This window comes from Collimonas pratensis (assembly GCF_001584185.1).
GTDB lineage: Bacteria > Pseudomonadota > Gammaproteobacteria > Burkholderiales > Burkholderiaceae_D > Collimonas > Collimonas pratensis.
The window spans coordinates 3994581-4011753 of record NZ_CP013234.1; the positions used below are offsets into that span (position 1 = coordinate 3994581).

The 17173-nt window shown below is 60.7% G+C and carries 15 protein-coding genes; 5 read left to right on the forward strand and 10 right to left on the reverse strand.

The annotated features are described in order from the left end of the window. Positions 1–35 precede the first annotated feature (35 nt). The 7 genes from CPter91_RS17790 to CPter91_RS17820 all read right to left on the reverse strand — a co-directional run bounded on the left by CPter91_RS17790 (position 36) and on the right by CPter91_RS17820 (position 6660). On the reverse strand, positions 36–2489 hold the full coding sequence (locus CPter91_RS17790; protein WP_061942515.1) for a sodium-translocating pyrophosphatase: 2454 nt from the start codon (positions 2487–2489) through the stop codon (positions 36–38). A gap of 278 nt (positions 2490–2767) precedes the next feature. After that, positions 2768–3424 (reverse strand): adenylate kinase, encoded by a 657-nt coding sequence (adk, locus tag CPter91_RS17795; protein ID WP_061942516.1) that lies wholly within the window; start codon positions 3422–3424, stop codon positions 2768–2770. Between the two features lie 205 nt (positions 3425–3629). After that, positions 3630–4394 (reverse strand): 3-deoxy-manno-octulosonate cytidylyltransferase, encoded by a 765-nt coding sequence (kdsB, locus tag CPter91_RS17800; RefSeq protein WP_061946373.1) that lies wholly within the window; start codon positions 4392–4394, stop codon positions 3630–3632. A gap of 15 nt (positions 4395–4409) precedes the next feature. Continuing rightward, a complete protein-coding gene (locus CPter91_RS17805; RefSeq protein ID WP_061942518.1) occupies positions 4410–4604 on the reverse strand; it encodes a Trm112 family protein in 195 nt (64 codons plus the stop codon). Beyond that, entirely contained in the window at positions 4585–5628 is a 1044-nt protein-coding gene (gene lpxK, locus CPter91_RS17810; protein ID WP_061942520.1) for a tetraacyldisaccharide 4'-kinase, read from the reverse strand. Before lpxK ends, CPter91_RS17805 begins: the two co-directional genes overlap by 20 nt. Next, positions 5615–6058 (reverse strand): ExbD/TolR family protein, encoded by a 444-nt coding sequence (locus CPter91_RS17815; protein ID WP_061942521.1) that lies wholly within the window; start codon positions 6056–6058, stop codon positions 5615–5617. Before CPter91_RS17815 ends, lpxK begins: the two co-directional genes overlap by 14 nt. Beyond that, on the reverse strand, positions 6055–6660 hold the full coding sequence (locus CPter91_RS17820; protein WP_061942523.1) for a MotA/TolQ/ExbB proton channel family protein: 606 nt from the start codon (positions 6658–6660) through the stop codon (positions 6055–6057). Before CPter91_RS17820 ends, CPter91_RS17815 begins: the two co-directional genes overlap by 4 nt. A 703-nt stretch (positions 6661–7363) precedes the next feature. Between CPter91_RS17820 and xseA the strand changes: the two genes are divergently transcribed. Together xseA and sodB are read left to right on the forward strand one after the other, a co-directional pair. Further along, positions 7364–8725: an exodeoxyribonuclease VII large subunit gene (gene xseA / locus CPter91_RS17825; protein ID WP_061942525.1), complete on the forward strand. Its 1362-nt coding sequence runs from the start codon at positions 7364–7366 to the stop codon at positions 8723–8725. A gap of 185 nt (positions 8726–8910) precedes the next feature. Further along, positions 8911–9489 (forward strand): superoxide dismutase [Fe], encoded by a 579-nt coding sequence (gene sodB / locus CPter91_RS17830; protein ID WP_061942527.1) that lies wholly within the window; start codon positions 8911–8913, stop codon positions 9487–9489. Between the two features lie 110 nt (positions 9490–9599). On the opposite strand, the gene CPter91_RS17835 is transcribed toward sodB, so the two are convergent. Continuing rightward, complete coding sequence (locus tag CPter91_RS17835; protein WP_061942528.1) at positions 9600–11006, reverse strand: CoA transferase; 1407 nt, start codon at positions 11004–11006, stop codon at positions 9600–9602. Between the two features lie 93 nt (positions 11007–11099). Between CPter91_RS17835 and CPter91_RS17840 the strand changes: the two genes are divergently transcribed. Beyond that, positions 11100–12311: a citrate synthase family protein gene (locus CPter91_RS17840; RefSeq protein WP_061942530.1), complete on the forward strand. Its 1212-nt coding sequence runs from the start codon at positions 11100–11102 to the stop codon at positions 12309–12311. Between the two features lie 262 nt (positions 12312–12573). On the opposite strand, the gene CPter91_RS17845 is transcribed toward CPter91_RS17840, so the two are convergent. Continuing rightward, positions 12574–13209: a TetR/AcrR family transcriptional regulator gene (locus CPter91_RS17845; RefSeq protein WP_231879952.1), complete on the reverse strand. Its 636-nt coding sequence runs from the start codon at positions 13207–13209 to the stop codon at positions 12574–12576. 176 nt (positions 13210–13385) lie between these two features. Between CPter91_RS17845 and CPter91_RS17850 the strand changes: the two genes are divergently transcribed. Together CPter91_RS17850 and CPter91_RS17855 are read left to right on the forward strand one after the other, a co-directional pair. After that, the gene (locus CPter91_RS17850) at positions 13386–14591 is read left to right on the forward strand and encodes an acetyl-CoA C-acetyltransferase (RefSeq protein ID WP_061942532.1); all 1206 of its coding nucleotides are present in this window, start codon (positions 13386–13388) and stop codon (positions 14589–14591) included. Positions 14592–14612: 21 nt separating this feature from the next. Continuing rightward, complete coding sequence (locus CPter91_RS17855) at positions 14613–16745, forward strand: 3-hydroxyacyl-CoA dehydrogenase NAD-binding domain-containing protein (protein WP_061942534.1); 2133 nt, start codon at positions 14613–14615, stop codon at positions 16743–16745. A 62-nt stretch (positions 16746–16807) separates the two neighbouring features. Here CPter91_RS17855 and CPter91_RS17860 read toward each other — a convergent pair whose 3' ends face one another. Further along, positions 16808–17125, reverse strand: coding sequence for an SCP2 sterol-binding domain-containing protein (locus CPter91_RS17860; protein ID WP_061942536.1), 318 nt, complete (start codon positions 17123–17125; stop codon positions 16808–16810). Positions 17126–17173: the final 48 nt, after the last annotated feature.

Sequence of the window (17173 nt, forward strand, 5' to 3'; positions counted from 1 at the left end):
CTACGTCGTGCTGCCCCGCCTGCTCCAACTCCGCTTTAGCGCACGTTCACCTCGACCCGCCGCGCCTCTGCATTGTCGCCGCTGCCGGTGGTAACCTGCGGCTTCTCCAGCACGATTGCATCTTCAGCCACGCCGCCTATCAGCAGCAACGCCTTGACGCTCTTGGCGCGTTCCTTGGAGATTTCTTCATTCTTGGCTGGATCGCCGGTAGTGTCGTGGAAGCCGCTCACCACTACCTTGGCATCGGGCTTGGCCTTGGCGGCTTCGATCACGGCCGCCAGCTTCTCGCTGGTGTCCGCAGGCGCTTCCGACTTACCCGACTCAAAATGGATGACCGCAGATGCTGCGGCAGCCGCTGCTGAAGCGCCGGCGCCGTTATCGGCGACGACAGCCGGTGCGGTAACCGGCACTGGCACCAGCACTACCTCCTGTCCTGCAACCGCTTGGTTCATGCCGCTCGCCGGCAACAGCGGCACCAGCAGCAAGGCCACGATGTTGATGATCTTGATCAGCGGATTGACCGCCGGACCGGCCGTATCCTTGTATGGATCGCCAACCGTGTCGCCGGTCACTGCCGCCTTGTGCGCTTCTGAACCCTTGCCGCCATGGTTGCCGTCCTCGATATATTTCTTGGCATTGTCCCAGGCGCCGCCACCGGTAGTCATGGAAATCGCCACGAACAGACCGGTGACGATGGTCCCCATCAGCAGGCCGCCGAGCGCCGCCGGGCCAAGGATCAGGCCGACCAGGATAGGCACCACCACCGGCAGCAGCGACGGGATGATCATTTCCTTGATCGCCGACGAAGTCAGCATGTCGACCGCCTTGTCGTACTCCGGCTTGCCGGTGCCATCCATGATGCCCTTGATGTCGCGGAACTGGCGCCGCACTTCGACCACCACCGCACCGGCCGCGCGGCCCACGGCTTCCATCGCCATCGCGCCGAATAGGTAGGGAATCAGGCCACCGATGAAGAGGCCGACGATCACCAGCGGATTAGAGAGATCGAAGACGGTGCTCTTGCCGACCGAATCGAGGGCATGCGTGTAATCGGCGAACAGCACCAGCGCTGCCAGGCCGGCCGAACCGATGGCATAGCCCTTGGTGACTGCCTTGGTGGTGTTGCCGACCGCATCCAGCGGATCGGTAATCGCCCGCACCGAATCCGGCAAGCCCGACATTTCGGCGATGCCGCCGGCGTTATCGGTGATCGGGCCATAGGCGTCCAGCGCCACGATGATGCCCGCCATCGACAGCATGGCGGTAGCGGCGATGGCGATGCCGTACAAACCCGCCAGCCAGTAAGACGCGAGGATGGCGACGCACACTGCCAGCACCGGATAGGCAGTCGACTTCATTGACACGCCGAGGCCGGCGATGATATTCGTACCGTGACCAGTGGTGGAGGCTTGCGCGATGTGGCGTACCGGCTTGAAATCGGTGCCGGTGTAGTACTCTGTAATGTAGACCATCAGGCCGGTGAGGACGATGCCGATGAAGGCCGAGCCCATCAGCGGGATCCGCATCGGCTCCGGCAGGATCAGCCAGGTCACCACTGCAAAGCCGACCAGGCTCAGGATCGCCGCCCACCACAGGCCGGTGTACAACGCCGACATGATTTTCTTGCCCGGCTTGGCCTTGACCATGGAGCAGCCGACGATCGAGGCCAGGATGGAAACCCCGCCCAGGGCCAGCGGATACAGCACCGCCTGCAGTTCAGCGCCGTGCACCAGCAGCGAACCAAGCAGCATGGTCGCGATCAAGGTCACCACATAGGTTTCAAACAGGTCGGCCGCCATGCCGGCGCAGTCGCCGACATTGTCGCCGACGTTATCGGCGATCACCGCAGGATTGCGCGGATCGTCCTCTGGAATGCCGGCTTCCACCTTACCCACCAGGTCGGCGCCGACGTCGGCGCCCTTGGTGAAGATGCCGCCGCCAAGACGCGCGAAAATCGAAATCAGCGAAGCGCCGAATGCCAGCCCGATCAGCGGCCGGATCACGTCATGCAGCGACTGGCTGGAAGGTCCGGTGAATGCCAGCAGCCACAGAAAAGACAAGGTCACACCCAGCAGCCCCAGTCCCACCACCAGCATGCCGGTGATGGCGCCGCCGCGGAAGGCAACGTCCAGCGCCGGCCCGATACCCTTGGTGGCAGCCTGGGCGGTACGCACGTTGGCGCGCACCGAGACATTCATGCCGATGAAACCACAGCCGCCCGACAGCACGGCGCCGATCAGGAAACCGGCAGCCGTCACCAGTCCCAATCCGGGCAAGAGCGCAATGACAATGAACAGCACCACGCCGACGATGGCGATAGTGCGGTATTGGCGCGCCAGATAGGCAGCGGCGCCCTGCTGGATCGCGGCGGCAATTTCCTGCATGCGCGGATTACCGGGATCCTGCTTCAATATCCAGCTGCGTGAGACCAGCCCGTAGATCACGGCAATGATGCCGCAAACGACGGCAAACCATAGACTTGATGCCATATTGACTCCTCCTGTTTTTCGAACGGCTGCACGACAAAATAAGACAATCACACCATTTCACCGGTCTCTGCGAACACCAATCTGGCGTCTGCGATTCCCGGCCGATACTGCGTAATGCAAAATTTTTCGTTGCCCTTTTATTTTCAGAAGATGCTTGGGCTGGCGTTATCTGGTTGCTGACTGACGATTGAAGCTTTGATTTATTCTAAGATTGATTCTAAATGAGTTTGCCAGAAAGTATTGATTAAAAGAAAAAGCGGACCGGAGTCCGCTTTTGTTTATGCTTCCAATGCCGCAAACGCGCTGTCGCGTATCTGCTCGACCGGACCGACGCCGGCGATCTTGCGATACTTGGGCGCGCCCGGCAAGCCGGCCTTGGCCCAGTCGCCGTAGTAGTTGACCAGCACTTCGGTCTGCTCGTGATACACAGAGAGGCGCTTCTTGACGGTTTCTTCCTTGTCGTCGTCGCGCTGGATCAGGTCTTCGCCGGTGACGTCGTCCTTGCCCGCCACTTTCGGCGGATTGAACTTGGCGTGGTAGGTGCGGCCCGAGGACAGATGCACGCGGCGGCCGCTCATGCGTTCGATGATGGCGCTATCGGGAACGTCGATTTCCAGCACGTAGTCGATCGAGACGCCCGCTTCTTTCATGGCATCTGCCTGCGGAATGGTGCGCGGGAAGCCGTCGAACAGATAGCCGTTGGCGCAATCCGCCTGTTTCAGGCGGTCCTTGACCAGGCCGATGATGATGTCGTCGGACACCAGGCCGCCTGCGTCCATCACCTTCTTCGCTGCGATGCCGAGCGGCGTGCCAGCCTTGACTGCTGCGCGCAACATGTCGCCGGTCGAAATCTGCGGAATGTTGAATTTCTCTTTAATGAAAGTCGCTTGCGTGCCTTTACCGGCACCAGGCGCTCCTAAAAGGATGAGGCGCATGTTAAAAGTCCTAAGGTGAGTTTTGAATTGATTGTGGCGACGGCGCACAGCGGACTGGCAGCGACGTCTCCTGAGATGCTTATTTATATCACGCTATCTTTGCATGAAACTTACCATACAATTTTACCAAACAGCGCGCTTTGGGCGCGATTTCTGTTGGTTCAACGATAATTTCCCGACATTTCCCCGCATTTTATACAGTGAATCATGCCGTGAAAAAACCGCGCACCCGCTCCAGGTCTTCCGGCGTATCGACCCCGGCTGCCGGCGCCGCCGGCGCGATATGCACCGCAATCGGGTAGCCGTGCCACAGCACCCGCAGCTGCTCCAGCGCTTCGATCTGTTCCAGCGGCGACACCGTCAGCGTCGGATAGGTTTGCAAAAAACCATTGCTGTAGGCGTACAGGCCGATGTGCCGCAACGGCTGATAGCCGGCCGGCAGGCTCTGTTGCGATTGCGCAAAACCATCCCGGTGCCAGGGAATCGTCGCCCGTGAAAAATACAGGGCGCGCCCGGCCTGGTTCAGCACCACCTTGACCACATTCGGATTGAATACCTCGCTCACCGCCTCGATCGCATGCGCCGCGGTCGCCATCGGCACCTCTGCATTGATCAAGGCGGCAGTTGCCGCGATCAGGGCCGGATCGATCATCGGCTCGTCGCCCTGCACGTTGACCACCACGGCATCGGCCGCCAGCCCCAGCGCCGCCGCCACTTCGGCGATGCGGTCGGTGCCGGAAGGATGGTCTGAACGCGTCAGACGCGCAGCGATACCGTGTTGCGCGCACACCGCCAGGATTTCCGCATGGTCGGTGGCCACGATCACCTGCACCGCGCCGGATTGCGCCGCGCGCTCGGCGGTGCGCACGATCATCGGCTTGCCGCCGATATCGGCCAGCGGCTTGTTGGGCAGGCGGGTGGAAGCCAGCCGCGCCGGGATGATGACCGTGAAAGGCTTGCTCGAACTCACTATATTGCCCGCCACTTAAGCCGCAGGTGCCGCGCCGGCGGCCGGAGCGTTGAGATCGCGCGCCTGATCGGCCCACATGATGGGGATGCCGTCGCGGATCGGATAAGCCAGCTTGTCAGCATTGCAAATCAGTTCCTGGGCTTTCTTGTCGTGATGCAGCGGCCCTTTGCAGATCGGGCAGACCAGGATGTCAAGCAGTTGTGTGTCCACGGAGTTTCTCCAGAATTTGTTGAGACAGTGCGGCGTCAATCTGCGCCGTCACCGGAACGACCCAGATGCGCGGATCGTCTTTAATAGACGCTATTTGCCGACATTTTACTGCATCCTTTTCCGTGATCAGGATCAGTTCGGCCTCCAGGGCCGCAAACGGGTTGTCGGAAAAATCATGGTGATCGGGCAAAGCCAGCGTCTCGAACCTCAGGCCGGCGGCGCTCAGCATGCTGAAAAAGCGTTGCGGATTGCCGATGCCGGCCGCCGCGGCGATCTTCAGCGCCGCATCGCCCAGGCTGGCCAGCGGCCGCGTGTCAGTTGGATCAGCGAGCCGTTCGGCGTAGTCGCCCGCCAGCTGCATGCGGATCGAATCGGCCGGCATGGAAGCGGGAATCGCAGCTGCATTGACCACGGTGAAGTCGCGCCGGCGTGAGGCCGGCTCGCGCAAAGGTCCGGCCGGCAGCAGCCAGCCGTTGCCGGCGCCGCGGGCGTCAAACAGGACGATTTCGATGTCGCGTTGCAAACGATAATGCTGCAAGCCGTCGTCGGACAAGATCAGGTTGACTTCAGGATGGGCCTGCAGCAAGGCTTGCGCCGCCGCCACGCGGTCGCGCCCGACCACCACCGGGCATTGCGCGCGGCCGGCGATCAGCAAGGGTTCGTCGCCGACCTCGGCCGCCAGCGATGCCGGTGTTACGTGTTGCACCTGTGGCTTGCCATCGGCGCTTTGCGCCGCATAGCCGCGCGAAATCACGCCCGGCACATAGCCGGCTTGCCGCAGCGCCTGCACCAGCCAGATCGTCAGCGGCGTCTTGCCGGTACCGCCGACAAAAATGTTGCCGACCACGATCACCGGCACCGGCAGCCGCGTGCTGGCCTGCCAGCCGGCGGCGTAGAGCCGGCGCCGCAGCGCCGCCAGCAAGCCGAACAGCAGCGACAGCGGCCACAGCAGGCATACCAGCAAGCCGCGCCGCTGCCAGGCGGCGCTCAGGGTCGATTCCAGCGAGCTTTTACTTGTGGCCACTAGTCTGGGCGGCAAACGTGATCTTGTCGAAACCTGCCAGACGCGCAGCCTCCAGCACATTGATCACGGTCTGGTGGGTCGCCATGGCGTCGGCATTGATGATCACCACCGGGTCGACCTTGGACTGGCCAGGCTGACCATCCGCCTGCACCGCATTCTTCAGGTCCAGCGCCAGCGACGCCGCATCCTTGGACGACACTTGCACGTTGTTGACCGCGTACTGGCCTTGCGGATTGACGGCGACGTTGATCTCTTGCGGCTGCGTCATGGCCTTGTCGGCATCGGCAGTCGGCAAGGTGATCTGCAGCGCCGTAAACTTGCTGTAGCTGGTGGTCACCATCAGGAAGATCACAATCACCAGCAAGACGTCGATGAACGGGATCAGGTTGATTTCAGGGTCCTCGCGGCCCTTGCCTTTACGGAAATTCATTTACGCGCACCGTGAACTGTATCAACGAATTTTACTGCCTGCTGCTCCATATCGACCACAAAGCCGTCCACCAGGGCGCGGAAATGACGATAGAAAATCAACGCCGGCATGGCGATCGCCAGGCCGAAGCCGGTGTTATACAACGCCACCGAAATGCCATGGCCCAGTTGCGTAGGATCGGCGCCGGCGCCGGTGGTCGCGCCAAAAATCTCGATCATGCCGACCACGGTGCCGAACAAGCCCATCAAAGGCGCCAGCGAAGCAATCGTCCCCAATGTTGTGAGGAAGCGTTCGAGATCGTGCGCAGTCGCCTGCCCGGCCTCTTCGATCGATTCCTTCATCAGATCGCGCGGCGCATCGACATTGCGCAGGCCGGCGGCCAGCACCCGTCCCAGCGGCGAGTTGGTTTCCAGATTAGTCAGGACTTCGGTATTGATCTTGCCGTTGTGATAAACCCGTATCACTTCCTGCAACAGTTGCGGCGGCAGGATACGCGCGCGGCGCAAATAAACGAGACGTTCGATAATCAATGCGGTGGCAATGATGGAGGCAATTAACAACAGCCAGATCGGCCAGCCCGCAGCTTGAATAATGGCAAACAAAAGAAACTCCTTGGTGAGGTACGAATGCTGTAGAGCGTATCGACAAGAGAAATGCAGACGAGGGGTTCATCAGCATGGATGCAGAATGTAACTTGTTGACGGCCTGCGGGCAAGCACGACAAGCATTGCTGAGCAGAAATTTTTATCGCAGTGTTTTACCTTGCATTTCATGTTGATAAAACGCTGCGCTGAGTTCCACACACATTATGTGAACAAAATTGTGGACAAGTCGCTCGACTAATAGTGAAGTCCATGATTTATAAGGAATTTTTTCAACTGCTGCAAAAACAGGCAGTGGCTGCAAGTTCTGCGCACCTAAAGTTCTCCACAGATTTTGGGGATAACTTTGTGCACAAGCGCACTGGATTCACCTGAAGTCATTGATTGGCAACAGATTTTCACCAGTGTGAAGGAATGCTGCAAATGTGCCTGAAACACGGCTTTACGGGTGGCGGACCGGATTTTCGCCAACGTCCGTGATGATTTTGCCATGTCGGCGGCGGCGTATATCCACATGCAGAGAGAAATCCGCAGTTACCCACAGAATATGTGGATAAGCTTGTGCGCAAGCCTGCTGCATTCCGGACAAGCCCTTGATTTGTTTCGCTTTTCCATCGCTGTGCAGCGGCTGTGCTTTACAATATCAGCGCTCCCTGTCCGCTTGCCTCAACGGACACGGTCATTAACTGAATCGAAAGCCAGCATGAATCTCTCCAGCCCTCCCGACAACCGTTCCAGCGGACCGCAGGTACTGACAGTCTCCGCCTTGAATCAAGCCGTCGCGCGGATGCTGGAACGCAGTTTTCCGTTGGCCTGGGTCTCGGGCGAAATATCGAATTTCAAGAGCTACGCTTCCGGCCACTGGTACTTCACGCTGAAGGACGATGCGGCGCAAGTGCGCGGCGTCATGTTCAAGGGCCGCGCCCAGCATGCCGGCTTTACCCCGCGCGACGGCGACAAGGTGGAAGTACGGGCGCTGGTGACCCTGTACGCCGCGCGCGGCGACTATCAGCTCAATGTCGAAGCGATCCGGCGCGCCGGCGTCGGCAACCTGTATGAAGCCTTCTTGCGCCTGAAAGAAAAGCTCAATGCCGAAGGCTTGTTCGATCCAGCACGCAAGCGGCCGCTGCCGGCATTTGCCCGAACCATCGGCATCGTCACCAGCCTGCAGGCGGCAGCACTGCGCGATATCCTGACCGCGCTGGCGCGCCGTGCGCCGCATGTGCGCGTGATCCTGTACCCGACGCCGGTGCAAGGCGACGGCGCCGCAGAAAAGATCGCTCGCGCCATCAATACTGCAGCGGCGCGTGCCGAATGCGAGCTGCTGCTGGTATGCCGCGGCGGCGGCAGTATCGAGGACTTGTGGTCGTTCAACGATGAAGCGGTAGCGCGTGCGATCGTCGCCGCGCCGATGCCGGTGATTTCCGGGGTCGGCCACGAGACCGATTTCACCATCGCCGACTTTGCCGCCGACCTGCGCGCCGCCACCCCGACCGCCGCCGCCGAGCTGGCGACGGTGCCGCGCGGCGACTGGCTGGCGACGCTGGAAGCGCATGCCGACGACCTCACCCGCGCCTTGCGCCGTCAACTCGGCGAGGCCAGCCAGACGCTGGACTGGCTCGGACGCCGCCTGAGCAGCCCTGCCACCACCATTGCCCACGAACGTGTCAAGCTGCAAAGCCTGCACAGCCGGCTGCTGCACGCTACCCGCATCCCGCTGACGCAATCACGCTACGCCCTGCTCAACCTGCGCACCCGCCTGACGGCGCAGATGCCCGACACTTCAGCATCACGCACCGGGCTGCTGGAGCAAAGCCGCCGCCTCGGCAGCGCGCTGGCGGCAAGCAACCGTGACCGGCGGCAGGCGCTGGCGGCGCTCAATGCGCAACTCGAATTGCTGAATCCGCAGCGCACCCTGGAACGCGGCTACGCCATCGTTTCCGACGCCAAGGGCCATGTAATCCGCACGCCGCAAGCCTTGCAGCCGCGCCATTTCGTTACCGTCCAGCTGGCGGATGGCAGCGCCAAGGTGGGCATAGACAGCGTGCAAGCCACGCTTGATTGAAGAACGGTTTCCCCGGATGTGGCGCAAGCCACATAAGGAGTCGGATAAAAGCAGCAGGAAAGCGCAAGCTTGCTGCATGGAATAGCTAAGCGCTTTACAATAGCTCTTTCCTGGAAACTGTTCTTAAGATGTATAGGCAACAGCTTCTTTGTAATCCCAATAAAACTATAGGAAGGACGCACAACATGGCACACACTCTCCCGCCCCTGCCGTATGCTCTGGATGCATTAGCTCCACACATTTCCAAAGAGACTCTGGAATTTCACTATGGTAAGCATCACCAGACCTATGTGACCAACCTGAACAACCTGATCCCAGGCACAGAATTCGAAAACGCATCCCTGGAAGATATCGTCAAGAAATCCTCCGGCGGCGTCTTCAACAATGCAGCGCAGATCTGGAACCACACCTTCTACTGGCACAGCCTGTCGCCAACAGGCGGCGGCGCACCAACCGGCGCATTGGCAGATGCGATCAACGCCAAGTGGGGTTCGTTCGACAACTTCAAGGCTGAACTGACCAAGACTGCCGTCGGCACTTTCGGTTCCGGCTGGGCCTGGCTGGTGAAAAATGCCGACGGTTCGCTCGGCCTGGTGTCGACTTCCAACGCTGCAACCCCACTGACGACCGACGCTAAGCCTTTGATCACCGTCGATGTCTGGGAACACGCTTACTACATCGACTACCGCAATGCCCGTCCAAAATACCTGGAAGCATTCTGGGCATTGGCGAATTGGGAATTTGCTTCGAAGAATTTCGCATAACAGACAATCTGTGATGGCCGGCCTGGAATAAAAGCCTGATCGGCACGCAAGAAAAAAGGGCGCTTACCTCATCGTAAGCGCCCTTTTTTACTTTTTTCTGTTACCTGTCCTTATCCCTCTTGCTGCCAGCTTGCCTCATACGCATCCAGGACCGAGGGCGGCAGATCGAAGTGCGGCGGCGTCTCCGACATTTGTTCGGCCGGTGCGATGGCGCTGATTTCTCCATACGAAGATCTCATCGTCTGCCGCCATTTATCGACTTCAGCCTGACTGAGATCGGCATGCTGCAAGCCATCGGCCAGGCGCGGCATGGACTGCAGCCAGCGGCCGGTTTGCGCCAGCGAAACCTGCACCCGCCAGCCCCCGCCTTCTGTTGCCCGCCGCCGCAGCGCAGTCATGGCGCAGAAAGCCGCCAGGTAGCCGGTGGCATGATCAAGCGCCTGGCATGGCAGCTTGCCGGGCTGGGCGCTGCCGGTGGCCTGCCCTTCTTCCCAGGCGATGCCGGTAGCCGACTGCACCAGGCTGTCAAAGCCGCGCCGCTCGGCCCACGGGCCGGCATGGCTGTAGGCCGAAAGACGCACCTCGACCAAACCTGGCCGCAGCGCCTGCAATGCATCGCTGGAAAAACCATGCGCGGCGAGCGCCCCCGGCCGGTAAGCATGCAGGAAGACATCGGCGCCAGGTATCAGCTGGCGCAGGCGCTGGCGTCCTGCTTCGCTGCGCAGATCAAGCTGGGCGGCACGCTTGCCGCGGCCATTGTCGATCACCAAGGTCGGAATATTCGGCAGGTGCGCGGCGCCGATCGCCAGCACTTCGGCGCCGTGCTGCGCCAGCGTGCGGCCCGCCACCGGCGCCGCGATCACCCGCGACAGGTCGAGCACGCGGACGCCGCTGAGTGGTCGTTGTCCGGGCCGTGGCATTTCAGGAGCGCTGTCGGCGATCCGTTCGATCTCAAACAGCGGCAAGCCGGCGACGGCCGTCGCTTGCGGATGCGTCAGCCACTCGTCGGGACTACGTATCAGCGCCGCGCACATGCCTTCTTGCGCCAACCGCGCATCGAGTTCGGTAGCCTGCCAGCCGGCGATGGCGGCGGCCACGGCGGCGCGGTTGTCGGCGCATTGCAGGACCCGCAGCACGCCGTCGCGGTGATGCGGGAAATTGGTGTGCAGCTGTATCCAGCGGCCGTCGCCGGCCTGGTAGTAGCCGGCGATAGGACTCCAGGGATCGGCCGGTGGCTTGCCGTTTATCAGCAGGTAGCGTTCGCTGCGGAAGATGGCGAGCGCGTGGCGCTGGTCAACCGCAACAGTTTGACGGCTACCGCCGCGCAAGCGCCAGAAATCCGCCGCCGCCAGTGCCTGCGCACCGATCACGGCGGACGCCAGCGCGCCGACCGGGAACTGCGAAGGCAACTGTCGCGCCAGATGGGAAAAACTGAGCTGCTCCAGGGCATTCGGCGCCTGGCCGGCGAGCTGCCAGAGTGTGCCGAGCAATTGACCGGCTGTGGTATCGGTGTGCATGATCGTCCTTATGGGAAGTAAGGATTCAGTCTAGAATTTGGCGGCTGGCCGCGTCAATCTTGATTGCGGCAATCAATATAAAGAAATTTCCCGATGAAGAAATTGCTTAGCGCGGCGGAAGCAGCCAAACTACTCGGCGTCAGCACCGCTACATTGTATTCCTATGTCAGCCGCGGCATGCTCAGCTCGCTGCCAGGCACAGGCGAGCGCAGCAAGCTGTATCCGCGTGACCAGCTGCTGCGCCTGGCGGCGAGACGCAAGGATGGCCGCCAGGCCGGCCATGCTGTCGAGCAGGCGATAGACTGGGGCAAGCCGATCCTGGAATCACGCATCACCCTGATCGAGCATGGCGTCATCCGCTATCGTGGCCACGACGCCATGAAGCTGGCGCGCAGCGCCACGCTGGAACAGGTCGCGATGATCTTGTGGGATAGCGACAGCAAGAGTTATTTCGATGACGCGACTCCTGTCATCGAGCCGCAACGCTGGTCAGCCATGCGCGAGCCGTTTGCGGGTTGCCTACCGCTGCAACGCGGCGCCGCCCTGCTGGCAGCCGCCACGCCTTTACTCAAACCATCCGATCCGCTCACGGATGGCGCGCAGCTGATGCGGCTGCTGGCGGCGGCATTGCTAGACGCCGATATCAGCACCGCCCCCCTGCATCAGCAATGCTGTGACGCCTGGCGTCTCGGCGCCGAACACGCCGATCTGGTGCGGGCGGCGCTGATCGCTTGCGCCGATCATGAATTGAATGTCTCCACTTTTACCGTGCGCTGCGTCGCCTCGACCGGCGCGTCGTTACCGGCAGCGCTGCTGGCTGGACTGTCGGCGCTGTCCGGCCCGCGCCACGGCGGCGAATCGTTGCGCGTATGGGCCATGATCGACGCCGCCATGGCCAGCGATGACATGCATGGCGTACTGCAGCAGCGCCTGGCTCAGCCCGGCCTGATCCTGGGTTATGGCAACCAGTTGCCGGGTTTCGGCCATCCCCTCTATCCGGACGGTGATCCGCGCGGCCGCATGCTGATCCAGATGCTGGAGGCGCAGGCAGGCAATGCCGAGATTGCCGCTCTGCTGGCGCTTGCCGACATCGCCAGCAAGCTCACCGGACAGGCTCCGAATATCGATTTTGCGCTGGCGGCAATTGAACATGCCTTCGGGCTGGCGCGCGGCGCCTCGCAAACCTTATTTGCATTGGGCCGCTGTGCCGGCTGGATCGCGCACGCCATCGAACAGGCGGCCAGCGGCCAGCTGATCCGGCCGCGGGCGCGCTATGTGGGAACGTTTGATTTTCTTGATTATTGAGAATCTCATGAAACACGACAGAACCGTAACCGGCTTTCGTCGCGCCTAGCAGACGCGGCTAAGTGGGCTACGGCGTACATATCTAGCCGCTAGAAAAAAATACGAATGCGCCCTGTCTTTCTCCGAATCCGTCATGTGGGGTCAGAGTCGAGTTTCGCGAAAAAGCACCGCGAAAGTCGACTCTGACCCCAGATGACTTTGTCGGCGTAGTGCTGCGCTGGTCAAATGCGATAATTCCGCCGCGTCATGAATTACCAAAACCTCAATGATTCGCAGGCCGGGCGATCGCCCGCCACAGCATCTTGAACAGCGCATTCGCCTGCAGCGCCAGCGGCTCCTGCTCGCCGCGCATGGTGTGCATGTGCACCAGCCGCTCGAGGATGCCGATGAAATAGTCCAGCAGGATTTTTTCATTGACCTCATCCGTCAGGACGCCCTCAGCCCTGCCGTCGGTCAAGGTTTTCATCAGGACTTCCATCATTTCCGGCTGGCGGAAAGTACGGTCGCGGCCCCATGCGCTGATCTGCAGCGAACTCATGATCAGCTGGCTGACCTTGGGATTGCGGTCGAAGAAATCGAGCACTACCCAGAACACCTTGCGCAGCTTGTCCTGGCAGCTTTCGATGCCCTGCAGGTGATCCAGCATGCGCGAGGCCAGCGCGCCCAGCCAGGTTTCCAGGCAGGCGAACAGCAGCGCTTCCTTGCTGCCATAATATTTGTAGATGGTCTGCAGCGATACATTGGCGGCGGCGGCGATTTCGCCAAAGCTGACGCTGTGGAATTCTCGTTCCGAGAACAGATCCAGCACTGCGCCTTCTATTCGTTGCTGTATCGCCGGCTTGAGCAGAGCGCGGTCGAGCACGATTTTCTGTTTTTCCACAGGCGGTGTTTTTGCCATTTTCATCATATGTGTAATCAAAATTACGGACTTATCCGCTAGCGTTTCCGCCATCTGGTTTAGAGTGCCTTACCAATTGACGCTGGCCAGTGCTTTCACTACAGTAGGTATTCAGCTGCAATCAGACACACTCAAAGTGTAATTTTTATTACGCAAACATACAAGCCGGAGACGCTATGACTGACGCTTATATTTTCGATTCCGTGCGCACGCCGCGCGGCAAGGGCAAGAAGGATGGCAGCCTGCACCAGGTGACGCCAGTCAACCTGCTGGCGCAACTGCTGCACGCGCTGGAACAACGCAACCACCTCGATACTTCCCAGGTAGATGACGTGGTGCTCGGCTGCGTCACCTCGGTCGGCGAACAAGGCGCCGACATCGCCCGTACCGCCGTGCTGTACGCCGGCTGGGATCAGTCGGTCGCGGGCGTGACGCAATCACGCTTTTGCGCCTCCGGCCTGGAATCTGTCAACCTGGCGGCGATGAAGGTCATGTCCGGCCAGGAACAGCTGGTGGTGGCCGGCGGCGTCGAAAGCATGTCGCGCTGGGCCATGGGTTCTGACGGCGGCGCCTGGTTCATGGATCCGCGCGTCAACCAGAGCACCGGCTTTGCCCCGCAAGGGATAGGCGCCGACCTGATCGCCACGCTGGAAAATTTCTCGCGCAGCGATGTCGACAACTTTGCTCTGCAATCGCAGAAAAAGGCAGTGCATGCGCGCGCCGAAGGTTATTTCAAAAAATCCCTGGTCCCGGTGACCGACCTCAACGGCCTGGTGGTGCTGGACCACGATGAATACATCCGCGCCCAGACCACCATCGAAAATCTGGCGGGCTTGAATCCCGCTTTCGAACAGATCGGCCAGATGGGTTTCGACGCCACTGCGCTGCGTAAATACACCACGGTTGAAAAAATCAACCACGTGCACCACGCCGGCAATTCCTCCGGCATTGTCGACGGCGCCGCGCTGGTGCTGGTCGGCAGCAAGGAGATGGGCGAGAAGCTGGGATTGAAGCCGCGCGCCCGCATCGTAGCGACCGCCGTCACCGGCTCCGAACCGACCATCATGCTGACCGGCATTGCCCCGGCGGCGCGCAAGGCGCTGGCCAAAGCGAAGATGTCGGCCAAAGATATCGACCTGTTTGAAATCAATGAAGCGTTCGCCGCCGTGGTGATGCGCGCCATCCGCGATCTCGATATCGACCCGGCGCGTGTCAATGTCAACGGCGGCTCGATTGCCATGGGCCATCCGCTGGGCGCTACCGGCGCCATGATACTCGGCACCGCGCTCGACGAACTGGAGCGCAGCGGCAAGCGGACTGCGCTGATCTCGCTGTGCGTGGGCGGCGGCATGGGTATCGCCACCATTATCGAACGCGTTTGATTCACTGACAGGACATCTATCATGAGTGTGAATTTCCAAAAAGACAGCGACAACATCGTCACCCTGACCCTGGACATGCCGGGCCGTTCAATGAATGTGCTGAACGAAGCGCTGACGGCGCCGTTCATGCAGGCGATTACCGCCATCGAAGCCGACGCCACCATTGCCGGCGTCATCATCACCTCCGGCAAGGCTGATTTCGTGGCCGGCGCCGATATCGAAAAGCTGTACCAGATCACCGATGCGCAAGCCGCCTTCGACCTGGTGCAGGAATTCAAGGGCTTCATGCGCCGCCTGGAACTGTGCGGCCGGCCGGTGGTCGCGGCGCTCAACGGCACCGCGCTGGGCGGCGGCCTGGAACTGGCGCTGGCTTGCCATCACCGCATCGCCATCAATAATCCGAAAGCCAAGTTCGGCCTGCCGGAAGTCAAGCTCGGGCTGCTGCCGGGCGGCGGCGGCACCCAGCGCCTGCCGCGCATGATCGGCATCCAGAGCGCGCTGCAGCTGATCCTGGAAGGCAAGGAACTGCGCGCGGAAGAAGCGCTGCAGCAGGGCATCATCCAGGAGCTGGCCGATGACAAGGAAGATCTGCTGGCCAAGGCCAAGGCCTGGTGCCTGGCCAACCCGAAGGCGAAGCAGCCCTGGGACGACAAGAAATTCCGCTGGCCCGGCGGCGATTCGCGCAGCCCGGGCAACGGCCAGCTGTGGGCCATCGCGCCGTCGATGGCCAGCGCCAAGACTTTCGGTAACTATCCGGCCGCCACCAACATCATGAGCTGCGTGTTCGAAGGTGGGATTGTCGATTTCGACACCGCCTGCGAAATCGAGTCGCGCTACTTCGTCAATTGCGCCCTGTCGCCGGTAGCCAAGAACATGATCGGCACGCTGTGGTTCCAGCTCAACGCCATCAACAAGGGCAAGTCGCGGCCGGAAGGCTTTGCACCGTCCAAGGTCAGCAAGGTCGGCATCCTCGGCGCCGGCATGATGGGTGCCGGCATTGCCTACGCATCGGCGAAAGCCGGCATAGCCGTGGTGCTGCTGGATAACAGCCTGGAGAATGCGGAAAACGGCAAGAACTACTCGGCCAAGCTGCTGGATAAATCGATACGCCGCAAGCAGCAAACCGAAGCCGGCAAGAACGCCCTGCTGGCGCGCATCCAGCCGACCACGGATTTCAATGACCTGGCAAGCTGCGACCTGATCATCGAAGCAGTGTTTGAAGACCGCGCCATCAAGGCTGACGTGACCCGCAAGACGGAAGCGTTGATCAGCGCCGACGCCGTCTTCGCTTCCAATACATCGACCCTGCCGATCAGCGGCCTGGCGCAAGCCAGCGTGCGGCCTGCCAATTTCATCGGCTTGCACTTCTTTTCGCCGGTGGACAAGATGCCGCTGGTGGAAATCATCGTCGGCGAACATACCAGCCCGCAAACCTTGGCGCGCGGCTTCGACTATGTACAACAGATCAAGAAGACGCCGATCGTGGTTAACGACTCGCGCGGCTTCTACACGTCGCGGGTGTTCGGCACCTATGTGATGGAAGGCTTGAAATTATTGATGGAAGGCCAGCATCCACGCGCCATCGAAATGGCCGGCCTGCAGGCCGGCATGCCGGTCGGACCGCTGGCGGTGCATGACGAAGTCAGCCTGTCGCTCTCACTGCATATCTTGCAGCAGACGCGCAAGGATTTCGCTGACGCCGGCAAGCCATTTGCGGGCCATCCGGCCGATGGCGGACTGGAAAAAATGGTGACGCAGCTGGACCGCAAGGGCAAGAAGGCCGGCAAGGGTTTTTACGATTATCCTGAAAACGAGAGCAAACACCTGTGGCCAGGCTTGCAGCAAGCGTTCCCGCTGGCAGCCACACAGCTGCCGCAAAAGGACTTGATCGAACGCATGATGTTCGTGCAAGCCAACGAGGCGGCCAAATGCTATGAAGAGAAAGTCGTGCTGACGGTGGCAGACACCAACATCGGCAGCATTTTCGGCTGGGGCTTTGCGCCGTTCCAGGGCGGCGCGCTACAGTACATCAACGCTTACGGCGTCGCCAATTTCGTCAAGCGGGCACGCCAACTGGCGGAGCAGTTCGGCAGTTACTTTGCGCCGGCGGCAATCCTGGTGCAGATGGCGGAGCAAGGCAAGCGCTTCGAATAGTCTGGATGCAGAAACAGCCTGGGCGCATGCAATGCGTCCCAGGCTGGATCGGGCTAATCTGTTCAGGAAATCTTGCTGGCGTCGAACAAGGAAGGAATGCGCTGCGCCAGCATCATGTCGCCTTTCAGCTTCAGCTTGCCGCTCATGAAGGCCATGGCGCCGTTGAGCTCGCCTTTCAGCAACGCCTTCAGGTCGTCATCCGCCATCGTCAACGCGACGTCGGGCGCATCGACCACGCCTTCGTGCGCCGTGCATTTGCCGTGATCGATCAGCAAATACATCGGCTGCGAAATATCGAACTGGATGCTGTTCTTCATGTTCAGCGTGGCGGCTGCATCCAGCGCGCTCGGCATGAGCTTGATGATGTCGTTTACGGTCATTTTTTATCCTCAGGTTGCTTTAAAAATTCTGCTGTCATTTTCCACTAT

What these genes read in the sequence shown, in the direction of transcription:
- xseA (WP_061942525.1), top strand. Translation starts at nt 7,364, where the DNA reads ATGAATCTCTCCAGCCCTCCCGACAACCGTTCCAGCGGACCGCAGGTA.
- CPter91_RS17840 (WP_061942530.1), top strand. Translation starts at nt 11,100, where the DNA reads ATGAAGAAATTGCTTAGCGCGGCGGAAGCAGCCAAACTACTCGGCGTC.
- CPter91_RS17845 (WP_231879952.1), bottom strand. Translation starts at nt 13,209, where the DNA reads ATGGCAAAAACACCGCCTGTGGAAAAACAGAAAATCGTGCTCGACCGC.
- adk (WP_061942516.1), bottom strand. Translation starts at nt 3,424, where the DNA reads ATGCGCCTCATCCTTTTAGGAGCGCCTGGTGCCGGTAAAGGCACGCAA.
- CPter91_RS17860 (WP_061942536.1), bottom strand. Translation starts at nt 17,125, where the DNA reads ATGACCGTAAACGACATCATCAAGCTCATGCCGAGCGCGCTGGATGCA.
- CPter91_RS17855 (WP_061942534.1), top strand. Translation starts at nt 14,613, where the DNA reads ATGAGTGTGAATTTCCAAAAAGACAGCGACAACATCGTCACCCTGACC.
- CPter91_RS17815 (WP_061942521.1), bottom strand. Translation starts at nt 6,058, where the DNA reads ATGAATTTCCGTAAAGGCAAGGGCCGCGAGGACCCTGAAATCAACCTG.
- sodB (WP_061942527.1), top strand. Translation starts at nt 8,911, where the DNA reads ATGGCACACACTCTCCCGCCCCTGCCGTATGCTCTGGATGCATTAGCT.
- CPter91_RS17850 (WP_061942532.1), top strand. Translation starts at nt 13,386, where the DNA reads ATGACTGACGCTTATATTTTCGATTCCGTGCGCACGCCGCGCGGCAAG.
- CPter91_RS17835 (WP_061942528.1), bottom strand. Translation starts at nt 11,006, where the DNA reads ATGCACACCGATACCACAGCCGGTCAATTGCTCGGCACACTCTGGCAG.
- CPter91_RS17790 (WP_061942515.1), bottom strand. Translation starts at nt 2,489, where the DNA reads ATGGCATCAAGTCTATGGTTTGCCGTCGTTTGCGGCATCATTGCCGTG.